The sequence below is a fragment of the Thioclava sp. F42-5 genome, assembly GCF_002213195.1.
Taxonomy (GTDB): domain Bacteria; phylum Pseudomonadota; class Alphaproteobacteria; order Rhodobacterales; family Rhodobacteraceae; genus Thioclava; species Thioclava nitratireducens.
Genome location: NZ_NBNZ01000001.1, coordinates 896836 through 914128, shown reverse-complemented (window position 1 = coordinate 914128; position 17293 = coordinate 896836). Strand labels below are relative to the sequence as shown.

Genomic DNA, 17293 nt, shown 5'->3' with positions numbered 1-17293 from the left:
TTCAGTCCTTCCGCAAGCGGTCTCAGGTCTGGTCGATGGTCACCACGATTTTGCCTACGGCGTGCCCGTCCTTGAGCCGCTCATAAGCCTCACGAGTCTCGCTCATCGGGTAGACGCGGTCGATCACGGGACGAACGGCCCCGTCTTCCAGCAGCTTGGCCAGATCGGACAGCATCGCGCCATCGGGCTCCATCAGGAACCATTCGAACTCGACGCCGTGTTTGGAGGCCAGATCGTCCGTGTCCTGCCCCTTGATCGAGACGAGCTTGCCGCCCTTCTTGAGAACCTTGAACGAGCGGTTCAGCGTCTCGCCGCCCAGCAGGTCAAAGACGATGTCGTAATCCGAAAGCTCTTCGTCGAAGGCCTGACTGTGATAGTCGATCACGATATCCGCCCCGAGCTCGCGGACCAGATCAGCGTTGCGCGGGCTACAGGTGGTGGCGACATGGGCCCCGAAATGCTTCGCGATCTGGATCGCCAAGGTGCCGACCCCGCCCGATCCGGCATGGATAAGAACCTTGTCGCCCGGCTTCAGCTTGGCTTTCGACATCAGCGCCTGCCACGCGGTCAGTCCGGCGAGCGGAACGGAAGCCGCTTCCTCGTGGCTCAGCTTCGCGGGCTTGAGCGCGATCTCATCGGTCTTGAGGCGAGCGACCTGCGCGATCGCGCCGGCGTCCTCCTGGTTGGGGCGCGCGAACACCGCGTCTCCCACTTCGAAATCCGTGACACCCGGGCCGACCTCGATGATCTCACCCGAAACGTCGTATCCCATGACATGCGGGAACTCGAGCGGGACGTTTTCCTTCATCGCGCCCGATTGCAGAATGTAGTCGATGGGGTTCACGCTGGCCGCGTGGACGGCGATCAGGACGGAGCCTTCCTTCAGCTGGGGCGGGGCGATGTCGTCGATTTCGATCGCCGTGTCGTAGTCCCGGATGATGGCGGCTTTCATGGGCGTATCTCCTGTTTGAATGGGATGGGAAACCGGCTTGCGCGTGGGTCGCGGTTCAAGAGGTCTTTAGGTCAATCTGACGGTAGAACTCGAACGCGGCGCTGAAGGTCCATGGACACCGAAGATGTGAAGCGCCGACGGTTGGCGGCGCGCCGATGCGCCATCCACAGCTCCGGACTTGCAGCCGTTTTCCGGAGCGGTGAAACTGGCGCAGAAAAATTTCGTAAAGCGAGAGCAGGGCAGCGATGAGTGACAAGGCGCAAGACGGGCTGGGCGTGGCGCTCTGGCAGGGACAGACGGTCGCGGGGGATCGCGACGCCGCGCTCGGTCAGATCGCCCGCGCCTCGCGCGCGGCGGGGCAGGCGGGGGCGGCGGTGATCGTCTTTCCCGAACTGTTCCTGACCGGGTATGAGCGCGACGACCTCAACGAGCTTGCGCTGAGCGTCGAGGATATGGCGGACCGGCTCGCGCCGCTTGCACGCGAGGCTTGCTGCGCGATCTGCGTCGGATACCCCGAGCGCGCCGCGGACGGGCTTCGCAATTCGGCGATCTGCGTCTCGTCGACGGGCGAGGTGCTGGGCAATCATCGCAAGATCCAGCTTTACGGCCCCGCAGAGGCCGAGCGCTTCGTGCCGGGATCGCGCTACACGCTGTTCGACCTGGCGGGCAAGCGCACTGCGATCCTGATCTGCTACGATGTCGAATTCGCCCCGCATGTCGCGGCGCTGCGTGACAAAGGGGTCGAATTGATCCTCGCGCCGACCGCCGCGATGCGCCCGTTCGAGCATGTGGGCGATCATGTCGTGCCCGCGATGGCGGCCAATCACGGGCTGGCCATCGCCTATGCCAATCTCTGCGGCAGCGAGGCCGATCTGGAGTATTTCGGCCTTTCGGTCATCATGGGCCCCGACGGCAAGACGCTCGCCCGCGCCGGGAGCGATCCTGCGATGCTCCTTGCCACCCTGAAGCGGCAGTACGATCCCGCGCTCGTCTCGACGCAGGCGCAGGACTTCCGCCACGTCGACGAGACGGCCTGATGCAGCTTGCGGGAACAGACCTGCGTCTTCTGCGCGTCTTCGACGCGGTCGTCCGCCATCGCGGCTTCGCCGCCGCGCAGGCAGAGCTCAATGTCAGCCAGTCGACGATCTCGACGCAGATCACGGCGCTGGAAGAACGGCTTGGCGTGACGCTTTGCCGGCGGGGACGAGCGGGGTTCCGGCTTACCCAGAAGGGCGAGATCGTGCATGCGGCGGTGGTCAAGCTGATCGCCGCGACGGAGGAGTTCGTCACCGAAACCGCCGCCCTGCGTGGCACGCTCTCGGGCACGCTGCGGATCGGGCTCGTGGACCATGTCGTGACCGATCCGAACTTCCGGCTGCCCGAAGCGATCGCCGCGTTGGAGCGTCGCGCGCGTTCGGTCCGGTTCGAGCTTGCGCAAGGCTCGCCACAGGAGTTTCAGACCCGGGTGCTCGACGGATCGCTGCATCTCGCGATCGGGTCCTTCCCGCACAAGGTAGCCGGGCTCAATTACCGAAAGCTCTATGACGAGGAGAACTTCCTCTATTGTGCGCCGGGTCACCCGCTCTGGTCAGTGCCCGATGCGGCGCTGACCCCTGAATTCGTCAGTTCGATGCGCGCGGTCGGGCGCAGCTACTGGCGGGATGATCACTGGAACAATCGCGATTTTCCGCAGACGACCGCGATGGCGCAGGGGCTCGAGCAGCAACTGGTGATGATCCTCTCGGGCGCCTTCATCGGCTACATGCCGGACCACTCCGCGCGGCGCTGGGTCGAGGCGGGCCGCCTGCGGGCCATCCTGCCGCAGCGTTTCCTTTACCGCTGTCCCTTCGAGGCGATCACGCGCCCCGATGCGGAGGCCTCACCGCTTGCTCAGGCCATGCGCTCGGAGCTTGAAGCGGTCTACGCTGGAGATGCTGAAAAAAGCGTCACCGTCTGATCTATGCTTCGAATTTCGTCGAAGTGAATTTCGACACAACTATATTTTTCAGTCCATCGTCGCGACGCATGCTTCCGCGAATTACGGAGATTGCGATGACCGAACACCGATACAATCAGCCTCTGAGCGGAAACGCGATGCCGCGCACCGGCGGGCCCGCGACGATGATGCGACTGCCCTCCGCACCGACGGCGGAGGGGCTCGACGCGTGTTTCGTTGGCATTCCGATGGATATCGGTACGTCGAACCGCCCGGGCACACGTCTCGGCCCGCGCCAGATCCGCGACGAAAGCCGGATGATCCGGCCTTACAACATGGCCACGGGCGCGGCCCCGTTCGAGCATCTGCAGGTGGCCGATATCGGCGACGTGCCAATCAACCTGTATGATCTGAAGAAGTCGGTGGAGATCATCGCGGAGCATTATCGCGGCATCCTCGCGCAGGATGCGATCCCGCTCACGCTAGGCGGCGACCACACGCTCACCTGGCCGATCCTGCGTGCGATCAAGGAGAAACACGGGCCGGTCGCGCTGATCCATGTCGATGCGCATTCCGACACCAACGCGAATATGTTCGGAGAGACGGCCGCCCATGGCTGCCCGTTCCGCCGCGCCTGGGAAGAGGACTGCCTGATCAACGACAAGGTCTTCCAGATCGGTCTGCGCGGTACCGGTTACGGCACCGACGATTTCGACTGGGGCCGCGAGCGCGGCTGGACCTGCATCCAGGCCGAAGAGTGCTGGCACAAATCGCTCGCGCCGCTGATGGCGGATATCCGTGCGCAAATCGGTGACGCGCCGGTCTATCTGTCCTACGATATCGACAGCCTCGATCCGGCCTTCGCGCCCGGCACGGGCACGGTCGAGGTTGGCGGGCTGACGACGATGCAGGGACTCGAGATCATTCGCGGGACGGCGGGGCTCAACCTCGTGGGCTGCGATCTGGTAGAGGTCTCGCCGCCCTACGACATGGCAGGCAACACGGCGGTGATCGCCGCGAACTTCCTCTACGAAATGCTCTGCGCGCTGCCCGGCGTGCCGCAAGGGCGTTAAGACAAGCCGGACAACAGGGAGAATATCCAATGAAAAGACGTGAGTTTCTGGTAAGTGCCGCGCTTGGAACGGCCGCGCTTGCGGCTCCGACCGTGCTGCGCGCGGCCTCTTCGACGCTGAAGGTCGGCACCTATGGCGGCTACTTCAAAGACAGCTTCGACAAGTTCATCTACCCCGATTTCACGGCCGCCACGGGTATCGAGGTCGAAAGCATCGCCGAGCCCACGGGCGAGGCGTGGCTGGTGCAGCTGTCGCAGGCGGCGCGCGCAAATCAGGCCCCGGCGGACGTGTCGATGATCGCGCAGCTGCCGCGTATCAAGGGCGAGCGCTCGGGCCTTTGGGCCAAGCTCGACGCGGACAAGATGAGCAACATCTCCGTGCTCCCCGATCACTTCGTGCATCGCTATGAGGATGGCAGCGTCTACGGAACCGGCGCGGTCAGCTGGTATATCACGCTGGTGACCAATACCGACGCCTATGCCGATGCGCCCGCCTCGTGGAAGGCGCTGTGGGATCCGGCGAACAAGGACAAGCTCGGGCTGATGTCGCTCGCGACAAATTCCTTCCTGCTCGAGATTACCGCGACCACCTATTTCGGCGGCACCGACATCCTCAAGACCGAGGAGGGCATCCTCAAGGTCATGGACAAGCTCGCCGAGGTGAAGCCGAATGTGCGCCTGTGGTATCGCGACGAGGGCCAGTTCCAGCAGGCGCTCGAGACCGGCGAAATCCCGATGGGCGAGTATTACCACGACGTGACCTCGCTGGCCGCGTCGCAGGGCAAGCCCGTGCGTTCGACCTTCCCGGATGAGGGCGCGGTGCTCGATTCCGGCTCGTGGGTGGTGTCGAAGGCGTCGAGCGCGCTCGATCAGTCGCAGATCTTCATCGACTACATGGCCCAGCCGGAAATTCAGGCGAAGCTGTCGCGCAATGTCGGCACCGCGCCGACCGTGCCGCGCGAGAAGACCGACCTGACCGACGAGGAATTCGCGGCCGTGTCCTCGGACAAGCAGCCGATCCTGCCGCTCTACGATATCTATGTGGACCGCGGTGACTGGATCAATCAGAAGTGGTCGGAAATGATCACCGGCTGATTTGGCTACTAACTTGCGCCGTGGCGTCCGCATGTCGCCACGGCGTCTATTTGCTTTGAGGAAACAGGACAGCGATGACCAATCTGCGCATCGAGCGGCTAAGCAAGAAATTCGGGTCGTTCACCGCCCTCGATGATGTTTCGCTCGAGATACCGACGGGGAAATTCGTCTGCCTTCTGGGTCCCTCGGGCTGCGGCAAGACCACGCTTCTGCGGGTGGTCGCCGGGCTCGAGACGCCGACCAAAGGCCGAGTGGTCGTCGATGGCGATGACCAGACGAAGGTCCCCACCCACCGCCGCGACATGGGCATGGTGTTCCAGTCGCTGGCGCTTTTCCCGCATCTCGACGTGGCGGGAAACATCACCTATCCGCTCGCGATCCGCGGCGCAGACCGCGCCAAGCGAGACGCGAAGGCCGATGAACTGCTGAAACTGGTGCGCCTGCCCGGCATGGGCGCGCGGCGGATCGACCAGCTCTCGGGCGGCCAGCGTCAGCGTGTCGCGATTGCGCGTGGTCTCGCCATCGACCCGAAGGTCTTCCTGCTCGACGAGCCGCTCTCGGCGCTCGACGCGGGCCTGCGCGAGCATATGCAGATCGAGCTGCGCCAGATCCAGCAAAGCCTGGGCGTGACTACGATCGTCGTCACCCACGACCAGAAAGAGGCGCTCACCATGGCCGATCTGGTCATCGTGATGAAGGACGGCGTGATCCAGCAGGCGGGCGCGCCGATGGAGATCTACCGCAACCCGGCGAATGCTTTCGTGGCGGGCTTCATCGGCACGACGAACCTGCTGCCCTGCACCGTCCGCGACGGCGCGATCGAGGTGCTGGGCGCGCGGTTGCCGATTGCCGAGGGCGACAGGATCGCTCTCGAGCAAGGCGAGGCGCAGCTTTCGATCCGGCCCGAGCATGTCGCCATCGAGCCCGCGGGCGCTGGCGGCATCGAGGCGGAAGTGACCTTCCTGCGCGATCTCGGCGAAAGCCGCCATGTGCTGCTGGATGCGCAAGGCCAAGAGATCACTGCACAGCTCTCCCCCGAGACGCAGGCGAGCTATCGCCCCGGCGACCGGGTCAGCCTCAGCTTCCGCCCGGGCGAGCGTGTGGTGGTGACATGAGCCAGAATACCGAGATGCGTGCGACACCGGGTTGGGTCGGTCTTTGGCCGGCGCTGATGCTGGCGGTCTTCTTCCTTGTGCCCTTCGGGATCATGGTCGCCGTGTCGGTCTCGCAACGCGATCCGGCCGGCGCCTTCATCCCGGGCTTCGAGCTTACCCATTACGCGCGGTTCATGACCGCCTTCTTCGCCAAGGTGATGGGCGTCTCGGTTGGCGTGTCGCTGGCGGCGGCCGCGATCTGCGTCGTGCTGGCCTTTCCGTTCACCGTCTTCCTCGCCTCGATGAGCCATCGCGCGCAGACCGTCGCGCTCGTGGTGCTGCTCTCGGTGCTGTCGCTCTCGGAGGTCATCATCGGCTTCTCGCTCTCGACACTGCTGTCGAAGACGGCGGGGATTTCGAACCTGTTCTACTGGCTCGGGATGATCGATGCGCCGCGCGCCTATACGCCGTCGCTCTTCGCGCTGATCACCGGGCTTTGCTATATCGGCTTTCCCTTCGCGGTGCTGGTGCTCTACCCGCCGGTCTCCCGGCTCGATCCCGAGATCGTCGAGGCCGCCCGCGTCATGGGGGCCTCCGCCTCGCGCGCCTTCTTCGGGGTGATCGTGCCCAACCTGCGCGGAGCGATCGTGGGCGCCTTCATCCTCGTCTTCGTCTTCACGCTGGGCTCCTATCTTCTGCCGCAGCTCTTGGGTCGCTCCGAGGACTGGACGCTCTCGGTCCACATCACCGATCAGGCGATCTACCAGACGAACCTGCCGTTCGCCGCGGCGATGTCGATCTTCCTGATGCTGGTGGCGCTGGCCCTCGTGGGCCTCGCCTCGCTCGCCGGACGGCAAAGGAGCGCATCATGACAAGCTGGTTGAAACGCGCCTATGTGATCGTGATCCTGCTCTTGCTGCTTGCGCCGCTGGTCGTCGTGACCGGAGTGTCGCTGAACGGGCCGCAGACCCTGCGCTTCCCCCCGGTGGAGCCGTCGCTGCGCTGGTATGGCACGCTGTTTCAGGACAGCGCGTGGCTGGTGCCGCTGGGCCATTCGCTGCTGATCGCGGCTTGCGCCTCTGCGCTCTCGGTCTCAGTCGCGCTGCCGCTCGCGCTGTTCGCGTGGGAGCGCAACGGCATCGCGGCGCGGCTGCTGACCGGGCTGGGGCTCGCGCCCTTCACGCTGCCGCCGGTGATCTCCGCTCTGGGCTTCATGGTGTTCTGGATGACGGTCGGCGGGTACGGGCAGATCTGGGCCACGATCGTCTCGCATGCCGTCTTTCTCGTGACGCTGCCGCTGGTGACGATCTCGCTCGGGTTGAAGGGCATCGACCGCGCGCTGCTGGAGGCCGCCCGCGTGATGGGGGCAGGGCGCTGGACGGTGCTGCGCACGGTGATCGGTCCGCTGGTGCTGCCCTTCATCGTGTCGGGCTATGCCTTCGCCTTCGTGCTCAGCCTCAACGAATACATCATTGCCTACATGGTCGCGGGCTTTACCGTCGAGACGATCCCGATCAAGATCTTCAACGCCCTGCGCTACGGCTACACGCCGATCCTCGGGGTGGTGTCGGTGCTTTTCGTTCTGCTTGCAGCGGTCGTCTTCGGGCTGATCGGCAAGTTCGGCGATCTGCCGCGTTTGATGGGGTCTGAGCGGGGATCGAGCGAATAGGCGGGCCTCTCCGTCCGCTCTCACAACACGATTGACCCGCTCCGGATTGCCCATATTCTTGAGTCTCGGGTGAATCTTGGTTCGCCCCGGCAATCGGATCCGAGGGAGGAGAGACGATATGTGCCATGTATTCGCCGGTCAGGATCCGGAGCGTTATTCCAGCGAGACACGCAGGCTTCGGCTCAACGGGCAAAGCACGAGCATCCGGCTCGAGAACGCCTTCTGGGATATTCTCGACGAGATCGCGGCGCGGGACGGGGTATCCACGCCGACCTTCATCTCGACGCTGCATGCCGAAGTGCTCGAACTGCGCGGGGAGCCGTCGAACTTCACGTCGCTCCTGCGCTGTGCCTGCCTGAAATTCATGGAGATCTCGGCCGATCGCGCACCGCTCGCCGTCGCTGCAGAGTAGCGCAAGCCTGACGTCAAACATTCTTGAGGGGTAGTATAGACCTACTACCCGCCCCACCTTCGCCCGCTGCTACGCTCTCAGGACAACTGACAGCACTACAGCGGGAGCAACCGGTGGCAAAATCCATTCATTCCATGATCCGTGTCCTCGACGAGGACCGCTCGGTCGCGTTTTACGACAAGGCTTTCGGCCTCAAGGTCGCCGACCGTCTCGACTTTCCGGAATTCACGCTCGTCTATCTGAGCAATCCCGAAAGCGATTTCGAATTGGAACTCACCGTCAACAAGGGCCGGACCGAGCCCTATGACCTCGGCGATGGCTACGGCCATTTCGCGGTCGCGGTCGATGATCTCGAAGCCGAGCACAAGCGCTTCGAGGCGGAGGGCCTCGCGCCCCGCAAACTCGTGGAATTCGCGCCGGCAGGGGAGGTCGTCGCGAAGTTCTTTTTCGTGGCCGATCCGGACGGATACCAGATCGAGGTGCTCGCGCGCGAAGGCCGCTTCAAGTGAGATTTTCCTAAGGGAGACATCAGGGAGGAGACGACAATGACGACCAAGGCAAGCTCGAAAGGGCTGACCAGACGGCAGCTGCTGGCGCGGGCGACCGCGGCAGGGGCGAGCTTCGTCGTGGGGTCGGGGTTCATGGCGGCGCGCAATGCTGCCTGGGCCACCGAGCTCTCGGCGATCAAGCCCACGACCTTCGCGACGCTGGTGCAGATGGCGCGCGATATCTATCCGCACGACAGGGTCGACGACCAGTATTATGTCATCGCGGTGAAAGGCTATGACAGCCCAGATGCGGCCGACGAGATCGAAGCCGGCATCGCCGCGCTCGATGCGGCGGCGCGCGGCAAAGGCTTCGCGAATTACCTTGAAACCGGCTGGGAGAAGGATCGCGTCATGATCCTGCGGGGCATGGAGGAGAGCCCCTTCTTCCAGAAGATTCGGGGTGGTCTGGTGACCGGCCTCTACAACCAGAAAGCGGTCTGGCCGATCTTCGGCTACGAGGGCGAGTCCTATTCCAAGGGCGGCTACATCAACCGCGGTTTTGACGACATCGACTGGCTGTAAGGGAGGCAGACATGGTTGCGAAATTTGATCTGAGCGACGACAGCGTCGTTGTCATCATCGGCACTGGCGCTGGCGGCGGTGTGCTGGCCAACGAGTTGGCGCAGAAGGGCGTCAAGGTCGTGGCGCTCGAGGCGGGCGGTCGCTATCTGCCCGAAGATTACATCAATGACGAATGGGAAAGCTTCGGCCAGCTCGCCTGGACCGAGCCGCGCACCACGAGCGGCGACTGGCGCGTGGCCAAGGATTTCTCGGGTCTGCCCGCATGGATCGTGAAAGCGGTCGGCGGCACCTCGATCCACTGGGCCGGGGCGAGCCTTCGCTTTCAGGACCATGAGTTCAAGACGAAGACCCATTACGGCAATGTCGACGGGGCAAACCTGCTCGACTGGCCGATCGATCCGGCGGAGCTTGCGCCCTATTACGACAAGGCCGAGGCGAAGCTGGGTGTGACCCGCACCGGCGATCGTCCGGGCTTGCCGGGCAACAACAACTTCAAGGTGCTGGAGAAAGGCGCGAAGTCGCTTGGCTACCAAGAGGTCAATACAGGCCATATGGCGATCAACTCGATCGACTACGACGACCGGATGTCGTGCCAGCAGACGGGCTTCTGTTTCCAGGGCTGCAAATGGGGCGCCAAGTGGTCGTCGGCCTATACGGATATTCCGCGCGGCGAGGCGACCGGCAATCTGGAGGTCCGCGATCACTGTCATGTCGCGCGTATCCTGCATGACGACAAGGGCCGCGCGTCGGGCGTCGAGTATTTCGACAAGGACGGCAACCTGCAGATGCAGAAGGCCAAGATCGTCTGCGTCGCGGGCAACTCGATCGAGAGTCCGCGCGTGCTGCTGAACTCGCATTCGGCGATGTTCCCCGACGGGCTTGCGAACTCCTCGGGGCAGGTGGGGCGCAACTACATGCGGCACACCACGGGCTCGGTCTACGGCATCTTCGACAAGCCGGTGAAGATGTGGCGCGGCACGACGATGGCGGGCATCGTCCGCGACGAGGCGCGTCACGATCCCTCGCGCGGTTTCGTCGGCGGGTACGAGCTGGAGACGCTCAGCCTCGGTCTGCCCTTCATGGCGGCCTTCCTCGATCCGGGCGGCTGGGGGCGCGAGTTCACGACTGCGCTCGACAGCTACGAGAACATGGCCGGGATGTGGATCGTGGGCGAAGACATGCCGCAGGAGACCAACCGCATCACGCTCAACCACTCGGTCGAGGACGCCTACGGGCTGCCGGTCGCGAATGTGAATTACACCGATCACCCGAACGATCGGGCGATGCGCGATCACGCCTATGCCCGTGGCAAGGCGATCTACGAAGCGGTTGGGGCGACCCGGACGCTGCCGACGCCGCCCTATCCCTCGACACATAACCTCGGCACCAACCGGATGTCCGAGAACCCGCGCGACGGTGTGGTGAACAAACACGGCCAGACCCATGACGTGCCCAACCTGTTCATCTCGGACGGCTCCCAATTCACGACCGGCGCCGCCGAAAACCCCACGCTGACCATCGTGGCGCTCGCGATCCGGCAGGCTGACTTCATCGCCGGGGAGATGTCGAAGGGAAACATCTGATCCCGAGCGGATCAGCTAAGGCAAAAGACGACCGGGCTGCTCAAGGGTGGCCCGGTTCTTTTTGCGGAACCTTTGCCCGTCTGCGCGCTTGCGCACAGGACATGCGGGACCTTCGCTAATTTCATTTTCCTGGAGAAGCCCCAAACTCTGGTCAACGACATTTGGAGGCTTCCATGACCTTTCGACCCGTCTCGGCCACCAGTCAGGCGCAACCCGCGCTCGAAGGCGCCGGTGTTCATCTGCACCGCGTATTCGGCTTCGGGGATCCGTCGCTGACCGACCCGTTCCTGATGATGGACGATTTCCGCAACGACGATCCGCGGCTCTATTCCAAGGGCTTCCCGTGGCACCCGCATCGCGGCATCGAAACCATCACCTATGTGCTCGACGGGCAGGTGGAGCATGCGGATTCGCTCGGCAATCGCGGGCTTCTCGGCGCAGGCAGCGTGCAGTGGATGACCGCAGGCTCCGGTATCGTCCATCAGGAAATGCCTTCGGGCAATGCCAAGGGGCAGATGCACGGCTTCCAGCTTTGGGCCAACCTTCCCTCGGCGCTCAAGATGACGGCGCCGCGCTATCAGGATATCACGGCCAGCGATATCCCGATCGAAGGCGATGACGACGGCACGACCGTCAAGGTCATCATCGGTTCGTTCTGGGGCAAGACCGGTCCCGTCGACGGGATCGCCGCAAATCCGATGCTGCTTGACGTGTCGATTCCCGCGGGACGCCGCAAGGTACTGCCGGTCGATACGCGCTCCAATGCGCTCGCCTATGTCTTCGCGGGCTCCGGCACCTTCCGTGATGCCAGCGATCCGGTCGGCATCAAGGTCGAGAAGGAATATCGCGGGCAGGAGCTGAATATCCGCGACATGACCGGCAACCGCACGCTTGTCCGTTTCGGAGCAGGCGACGAAATCACGGTGCAGGCCGGGAACGAAGGCCTCCGTTTCCTGTTGATGACGGGGCGTCCGATTCAGGAGCCCGTCGCATGGCACGGCCCGATCGTCATGAACACGCAGGATGAACTGCGCCAGGCGCTCACCGAACTCAACAACGGCACCTTCATCAAACACGGCTGAGGGCGCCGTTGCCCCTCAGACCCTTCCCAACACAGGAGATAGAAATGGCACAACCGAAGATCGCAATCGTCTTTTATTCCACCTATGGCACCAACCACGCCGTCGCGCTGGCCGCAGCAGAAGCCGCCGAGGCCGCCGGGGCCGAGGTGCGCCTGCGCCGCATTCCCGAAACGGCCCCGAAAGCCGTCGTCGAAGGTCAGGACGCCTGGAAAAACCAGCTGGAGAAGATGAGCGACATTCCGGAAGTGACCCCTGACGATATGGAATGGGCCGATGGCTATTTCTTCTCCGGGCCGACCCGCTACGGCGTCTCCGCAAGCCAGATGCGCGCCTTCATCGACACGCTGGGCGGCCTCTGGGGCGCGGGCAAGCTCGCCAACAAGACCTTCACCGCGACCACCAGCGCGCAGAACGCCCATGGCGGGCAAGAGGCGACGATCCTTGGTCTCTACACCACGGCCATGCACTGGGGCTGCATCATCGTCGCGCCCGGCTATACCGACGAAGCGATCTTCAACGCGGGCGGCAACCCCTACGGCTTCTCGACTAACGCCGGCGGTGTCGACGAGGCCGGTAAGGCCGCGATTGCCCATCAGGCCAAGCGCCTGGTCGAGATGACGGCGAAGCTCGTCGGCTGATCTTTCCCGAGATTGAGAAAGCGCCTCCGCCCTTTCTGGGCGGGGCGCACCTGTTTTTACATCGGTCCGGTGCCGGTTCCTTCCTCGAGCCGGACGAAGCCCCTTTCAGTCGTCTGCTGAGCGGCAGCAAGTCGCTACAGGCCCATATGAGCGAACGCGCGAGCGGCGCGGGAGCGCGCCCGATGTTCTCTTTGCCGGCAATGATGCGCCGCGTCAGTGGCGGGCCGGCTCCCGCCTCGCTCTCGGCTCTTATTCAAGCTTGTTCAAGAGAGGGAGCGAGGCATGGGCGCGGCGAAAAAGCCGCCGCGAGTTCACATCGGGTTTTCGATATTCGCCTTCATGTTCGGAACGTCGGGATAGGTCGCCGTGCCCTGAGTCTGGTTGCAGGCAGCCAGGATTCCCAGGGCGCAGCTTGCGACCAGAGCGAGCACGGCTTTTTTCTTCATCGGGCTTTGCATGTCGGGTTCCTCTCGAAAATTTCAAATGAACTAGGTCGCTCGGGTGAACGACCCGGTTCAACTATTTGGGGCGCACCGTGCGGCGCGGCAATGTTTTTGTTGTGGCCGATGTGCTTAGCGGCACTGGCGAGACGACCCTCGAGGCAGCTCTGCCGCTCCTTATGCGCGGGCGATGGCCGCAGCGATATTTCGCAAGCGGCCGATCCCGCCGATGGACTCGCCGCCGCTGTCCCGATAGGTGACGTAACGTGAAAACTAACTTTGACATAGTTGCCCAAATCAAGTCACAACATCGCCGCGCTTGCATGTGATCCAGCCCCCGTCGGCGAGCCGCAACGGCCCATTCGGGGCTACTCGCGACCAACGGAGGTAATGATTATGAATGTTGAACACGTGTCGCTCGAATTGCTTGTTAAGGTTGGCGAGCGCGGTGTTGCGGAAATCGGAAAATTCTCTCTTCGGTTCCTCGGCGGTGCTCGCGATTATGCGTCGACCGACTCGATCGACCTGACAGGGCTGGCGACACTGGCGCAGCCGGAAAAAGTATTCACCTCGACCCTGCGCGCCGAGTTGCTCGATCAGCGCGCGACCTTCGACCCCCAAAAATTCTCGGTGTCGGTCAACGTGAGCTCGTTCGCCACTTCCGATCCCTATATCGAGATCGAACGCCGCTGGCGCATCGCCCTCGTCACCTTCCTCGAGGGCTACATCATGCAGTCCCAGCCGATGCTGTCGTCGCTCAAGGTCCGCGGCGGCTATGCAGAGCAGCTCGCTCTGTCCGACGCGCGGCTGCACTGACCGGCCCGCTCTTCAAATTGCTTGCCCCGCGCGGATGTCCCGAGACCACTCGGGCGCGCGGGCGATCGCGAATCTTAGACCTTTTCCTGCAACCCGCGGTCTCGGCCGAAGCCGTTTTCCGCCGTGGCGATGCTTGCGCGGTGGGTTTGACGACGTTTCAGCTCAGCTGGACGTGACCCCGGCCGAAAGCTCCAGAATTTCCGTAGTGACCGCTTCCTGCCGCGAAATCCGTGCGGTCTGTTCCAGCGCGTCGAGCTTGCGCTCGGTCGTCCCCTGGGCGGAGGCCATTGCGAGCATCCGGGCGGTGTTCTCCGCCGCCGTGGCGTGCAGCGCGACGCGGCACAGTTCCGCATGCAGCATCTCGGCGAAAAGCGCGGCGCAAAGCTGCTCCGGCGGCAGCGTCAACAGGGGCGGCTGGCTCGGCGGTGCGCTCGGCTGGGCCGGACGGGGGAAGATGCGGCGACGGCAGGCCTTCCAGCTGCCGTCTTCCGTCTGGGCGTGAAACGCGTCGATCGGCGCCCGGCCCGCAAGCTGAAGCAATGTCTCGGCCAGCCGGTCCGCGAAGGGCGGGATTGCCGGGCCGTGGGAGGGCAAGGGGAACTGCGCAAGCGCGCTCAGCCCTTGTTCCGCCGCCAGCGCTGCGCCGCGCGTCCCGATTACGACGAGGCCGCCGGGCGGCGTTCCCAACGCGCTCAGTAGCCGGGCGTTGAACGAGCCCGCGAAACCCTGCTCCGCCAGAAACAGAACGGTGAGCGGCGGCCCTTCGGGTTTGGGCGGCTCGGGGGCGAGCGAGAGCACCCGGTCCAGCGCGCGGCTCACCGTCGCCGCGTGCAGGTCGACCGAGGCAAGCTGTCCCTGCGTCTGGCGCACGCGCGCACCCGCGATGGCGCGCATCGCCCGGATCACCGAGGCCAGCGTGCGGACACTGCCGATACGCGCTTCGATTTCGGCAAGCTGCTCGCTCATTTCGAAGGCTCCGGCAGAAGCCCCTTCACGCATTGCAGGATCTGGTCATGCAGACCTTCGCTAAGCTTGGCGGAGAAATCGGCCCCAGACAGACTCGACGCATCGAGCGCGCCGGGAAGCGCGTCGCGCAACGCGTCGATCTGCGCGGGCTCCAATCCGTCGAGAAGCCCCGCCTGCACCGCCAGAACCAGCGCTACCTCATCGGCGAGGCGCAGCGGCGCGTGCTGGACCTGAGCCAGCACCGCGCGCACCGCCCGGCCGCGCGCAAGCTGCGCCTTCACCCGCGTGTCCGGCATGCCCCCGAAACGCGTGAAGATTTCCAGTTCGAGAAACTGGGCGTAATCGAGCCGCATCGACTCCGCCGCGTCGCGCAGGCTGTGCGCCTGCGTCTTGCCGCCGACCCGGCTGACCGAGGTGCCGACATCCACCGCGGGTTTCTGTCCGCGGTTGAACAGCTTCGTATCCAGCACGATCTGCCCGTCGGTGATAGAGATCAGGTTGGTCGGGATGAAGGCTGCGAGGTTGCCGGCATCGGTTTCGGCCACAGGCAAGGCAGTCAGCGTGCCGCTGCCCAGTTTGTCCGAGAGTCGCGCGGCACGTTCCAGAAGGCGGGCGTGCAGGTAGAAGACATCGCCCGGATAGGCCTCACGCCCCGGCGTCTGGCGGGTCAGCAGCGCAAGCTCGCGATGCGAGGCGGCGTGGCGCGTGAGGTCGTCGAGCACGATCAGCGCGTGGCCGCCGGTGTCACGCAGCTCTTCTGCCATCGTCATGCCCGCGAAGGGGGCGAGCCATTGCATCCCCGGCGGCGTCGACGGTCCGGCGACCACGACAATGGTGCGCGCCAGCGCCCCGTTGCGCCGAAGCGTCTCAATCACGCGCTCCACCGAGGAGGTCTTCTGACCGATCGCGACATAGACCGAGGTCACGTCGCCGTCCTTCTGGTTCAGGATCGTGTCGAGCGCGAGCGTCGTCTTGCCGGTCGCGCGGTCGCCCACGATCAGCTCGCGTTGCCCCCGGCCAAGCGCGAAGAGGGCATCCACGACCAGCGTGCCGGTCTGCATCGGCTCGACCACTGCCGCGCGGTCGATGATCGCGGGGGCGGGGCGTTCGACCGGGTGCTTTGCACTGGCCGCGATCGGGCCGAGCCCGTCGAGGGGCCGCCCGAGCGGGTCGACGATCCGGCCCAACAGTTCCGGCCCTACCGGAACCCGCATCACGTCGCCCGTGCCGGTCACCGCATCGCCTTGCGCGACGCCCGCGATATCGTCGAGAAGCACCGCCGCAAGGGTCTCTTCGTCGAGCACATGCACGAAGCCCGATTGTCCGCCCTCGAAGACCAGCCGCTCGCCGGCGCGGGCTTCGGGCAGGCCCGACACCATCGCGACGCCATCGGACACGCGCTCCACCCGGCCACTGCGGCGCACGACGGGGCCCAGAGGCGCGCGCTCGATGGCTTTGACGCTGCGGTCCAACCACTCGTCCGGATCATTGGGTGTCATTGGCCACCTCCTTGCGCATCCGGGCGAGATCGGCGGCCCATGAGCTTTCAAGGTGCAGATGTTCAGTCTCCAGCGCGAGGCCGCAGATCAACGCCGCATCCGTCTTGATCGCGGGACCAATCTCTTTGCCAAGGGTCTGGCCAACGCGGCGGGCGAACGCTTCGCCGTAACCCGCTTCCACCGCCTCGCTGATACGTAGCATGAGCTTTTCCGAGCCGAGCGCGGCGCGATCCTCGGTGTCGAGGGCGGCGACCTGCGCCAGAAGGTCCGTCGCGTAGGCTTCGAGCAGCGCGGGCCGCGACAGGCGCGCACCGATCCGCTCGGCCATGCGCTGCGCCAGATCGGCTGCGCGCGCTGCATATCGCTTCTCGGCTTCCTCCGCGCGGGCAGCGCGCTCGGCCTCGGCGGTGCGGGCCATGTCGGCAGCCTCTGCGCGCGCGTGATCCAGAAGCGCCTTGCGCGCGGCTTCGGCCTCGGTCTGGGCCTGCGCCAGCATCTCGGACTTGCGCGTGCCGACCTGATCAAGCGCCGCCTCGGCCCGTGCCTTCGCCTCGTCGGCCTTGCGCGCGGCCTCGCTCGCGTCGCTCAATTGCTTGTCGGCCTCGGCCTGACGCGCCTGGATGGCACTCACGATCGGGCGCCAAAGCACCCGGCTCAGAAGCCAGATCAGTACCGCCGCATTGAGCGTCTGCAGCCCGAGCGTCCACCAGTCCAGTGTCATGGTCAGCCGATGAACGGGTTGGCGAACAGCAGGAGAAGCGCAATCACGAGGCAGTAGATCGCCGTCGTCTCGATCATCGCGAGCCCGACGAAGAGCGTGCGCGAGATCGCGTTCGCGGCCTCGGGCTGGCGGGCGATCGCATCCATTGCAGCCGCGACCGAGCGCCCTTCGCCAAGCGCGGGGCCGAGCGCCCCGAAGGCCACCGCCGCCGCGGCCGAGATGATGCTCGCCACTTCAACATATTCCAT

Annotated in this window: 20 protein-coding genes; 14 read left to right on the top strand and 6 right to left on the bottom strand. The window is 64.7% G+C overall.

Translation table 11 applies throughout. The features are described 5' to 3' along the window. Positions 1–22: 22 nt before the first annotated feature. Positions 23–952 carry an NADP-dependent oxidoreductase gene (locus B6V74_RS04120; protein ID WP_088722021.1) on the bottom strand — a complete coding sequence of 310 codons (930 nt, stop codon included), beginning with the start codon at positions 950–952 and terminating at the stop codon, positions 23–25. 245 nt (positions 953–1197) lie between these two features. Here B6V74_RS04120 and B6V74_RS04115 point away from each other — a divergent pair, with 245 nt between their 5' ends. From B6V74_RS04115 to wrbA, 13 genes are all read left to right on the top strand, one after another. Continuing rightward, positions 1198–1989 carry a nitrilase-related carbon-nitrogen hydrolase gene (locus B6V74_RS04115; protein WP_088722020.1) on the top strand — a complete coding sequence of 264 codons (792 nt, stop codon included), beginning with the start codon at positions 1198–1200 and terminating at the stop codon, positions 1987–1989. Next, positions 1989–2909, top strand: a complete 921-nt coding sequence (locus tag B6V74_RS04110; RefSeq protein WP_075776361.1) for a LysR family transcriptional regulator — start codon at positions 1989–1991, stop codon at positions 2907–2909. Before B6V74_RS04115 ends, B6V74_RS04110 begins: the two co-directional genes overlap by 1 nt. Positions 2910–3004: 95 nt before the next feature. After that, a complete protein-coding gene (gene speB, locus B6V74_RS04105; protein ID WP_088722019.1) occupies positions 3005–3961 on the top strand; it encodes an agmatinase in 957 nt (318 codons plus the stop codon). 29 nt (positions 3962–3990) lie between these two features. Next, positions 3991–5055 carry an extracellular solute-binding protein gene (locus B6V74_RS04100; protein WP_075776359.1) on the top strand — a complete coding sequence of 355 codons (1065 nt, stop codon included), beginning with the start codon at positions 3991–3993 and terminating at the stop codon, positions 5053–5055. Between the two features lie 74 nt (positions 5056–5129). Further along, positions 5130–6170 (top strand): ABC transporter ATP-binding protein, encoded by a 1041-nt coding sequence (locus B6V74_RS04095; protein ID WP_075776358.1) that lies wholly within the window; start codon positions 5130–5132, stop codon positions 6168–6170. Further along, the gene (locus B6V74_RS04090) at positions 6167–7021 is read left to right on the top strand and encodes an ABC transporter permease (RefSeq protein WP_088719183.1); all 855 of its coding nucleotides are present in this window, start codon (positions 6167–6169) and stop codon (positions 7019–7021) included. Before B6V74_RS04095 ends, B6V74_RS04090 begins: the two co-directional genes overlap by 4 nt. After that, entirely contained in the window at positions 7018–7818 is an 801-nt protein-coding gene (locus B6V74_RS04085; RefSeq protein ID WP_075776356.1) for an ABC transporter permease, read from the top strand. Before B6V74_RS04090 ends, B6V74_RS04085 begins: the two co-directional genes overlap by 4 nt. Positions 7819–7936: 118 nt before the next feature. Further along, on the top strand, positions 7937–8230 hold the full coding sequence (locus B6V74_RS04080; RefSeq protein ID WP_075776355.1) for a ribbon-helix-helix domain-containing protein: 294 nt from the start codon (positions 7937–7939) through the stop codon (positions 8228–8230). 113 nt (positions 8231–8343) lie between these two features. After that, positions 8344–8739 (top strand): VOC family protein, encoded by a 396-nt coding sequence (locus tag B6V74_RS04075; protein ID WP_075776354.1) that lies wholly within the window; start codon positions 8344–8346, stop codon positions 8737–8739. Positions 8740–8775: 36 nt separating this feature from the next. Next, positions 8776–9300 (top strand): Twin-arginine translocation pathway signal, encoded by a 525-nt coding sequence (locus B6V74_RS04070; RefSeq protein WP_088722018.1) that lies wholly within the window; start codon positions 8776–8778, stop codon positions 9298–9300. An 11-nt stretch (positions 9301–9311) separates the two neighbouring features. After that, the gene (locus B6V74_RS04065; protein ID WP_088722017.1) at positions 9312–10883 is read left to right on the top strand and encodes a GMC family oxidoreductase; all 1572 of its coding nucleotides are present in this window, start codon (positions 9312–9314) and stop codon (positions 10881–10883) included. Between the two features lie 173 nt (positions 10884–11056). Next, positions 11057–11965: a pirin family protein gene (locus tag B6V74_RS04060; RefSeq protein WP_088722016.1), complete on the top strand. Its 909-nt coding sequence runs from the start codon at positions 11057–11059 to the stop codon at positions 11963–11965. Between the two features lie 44 nt (positions 11966–12009). After that, positions 12010–12603, top strand: coding sequence for an NAD(P)H:quinone oxidoreductase (wrbA, locus tag B6V74_RS04055; protein WP_075776350.1), 594 nt, complete (start codon positions 12010–12012; stop codon positions 12601–12603). A gap of 311 nt (positions 12604–12914) precedes the next feature. Here wrbA and B6V74_RS18895 read toward each other — a convergent pair whose 3' ends face one another. Beyond that, on the bottom strand, positions 12915–13061 hold the full coding sequence (locus tag B6V74_RS18895; protein ID WP_157771562.1) for a hypothetical protein: 147 nt from the start codon (positions 13059–13061) through the stop codon (positions 12915–12917). Between the two features lie 378 nt (positions 13062–13439). Between B6V74_RS18895 and B6V74_RS04050 the strand changes: the two genes are divergently transcribed. After that, positions 13440–13859: a hypothetical protein gene (locus tag B6V74_RS04050; protein WP_088722015.1), complete on the top strand. Its 420-nt coding sequence runs from the start codon at positions 13440–13442 to the stop codon at positions 13857–13859. A 162-nt stretch (positions 13860–14021) separates the two neighbouring features. Here B6V74_RS04050 and B6V74_RS04045 read toward each other — a convergent pair whose 3' ends face one another. Genes B6V74_RS04045 through B6V74_RS04030 form a run of 4 tightly spaced genes read right to left on the bottom strand, consistent with a single transcriptional unit; the run spans position 14022 to position 17293 of the window. Beyond that, complete coding sequence (locus tag B6V74_RS04045) at positions 14022–14825, bottom strand: F0F1 ATP synthase subunit gamma (RefSeq protein WP_075776348.1); 804 nt, start codon at positions 14823–14825, stop codon at positions 14022–14024. After that, the gene (locus B6V74_RS04040; RefSeq protein ID WP_088722014.1) at positions 14822–16324 is read right to left on the bottom strand and encodes a F0F1 ATP synthase subunit alpha; all 1503 of its coding nucleotides are present in this window, start codon (positions 16322–16324) and stop codon (positions 14822–14824) included. Before B6V74_RS04040 ends, B6V74_RS04045 begins: the two co-directional genes overlap by 4 nt. Continuing rightward, a complete protein-coding gene (locus tag B6V74_RS04035) occupies positions 16311–17045 on the bottom strand; it encodes an ATP synthase F0 subunit B (protein ID WP_075776346.1) in 735 nt (244 codons plus the stop codon). The genes B6V74_RS04040 and B6V74_RS04035 overlap by 14 nt, the downstream gene beginning before the upstream one ends. A 2-nt stretch (positions 17046–17047) precedes the next feature. Further along, positions 17048–17293 (bottom strand): F0F1 ATP synthase subunit C, encoded by a 246-nt coding sequence (locus tag B6V74_RS04030; RefSeq protein WP_075776345.1) that lies wholly within the window; start codon positions 17291–17293, stop codon positions 17048–17050.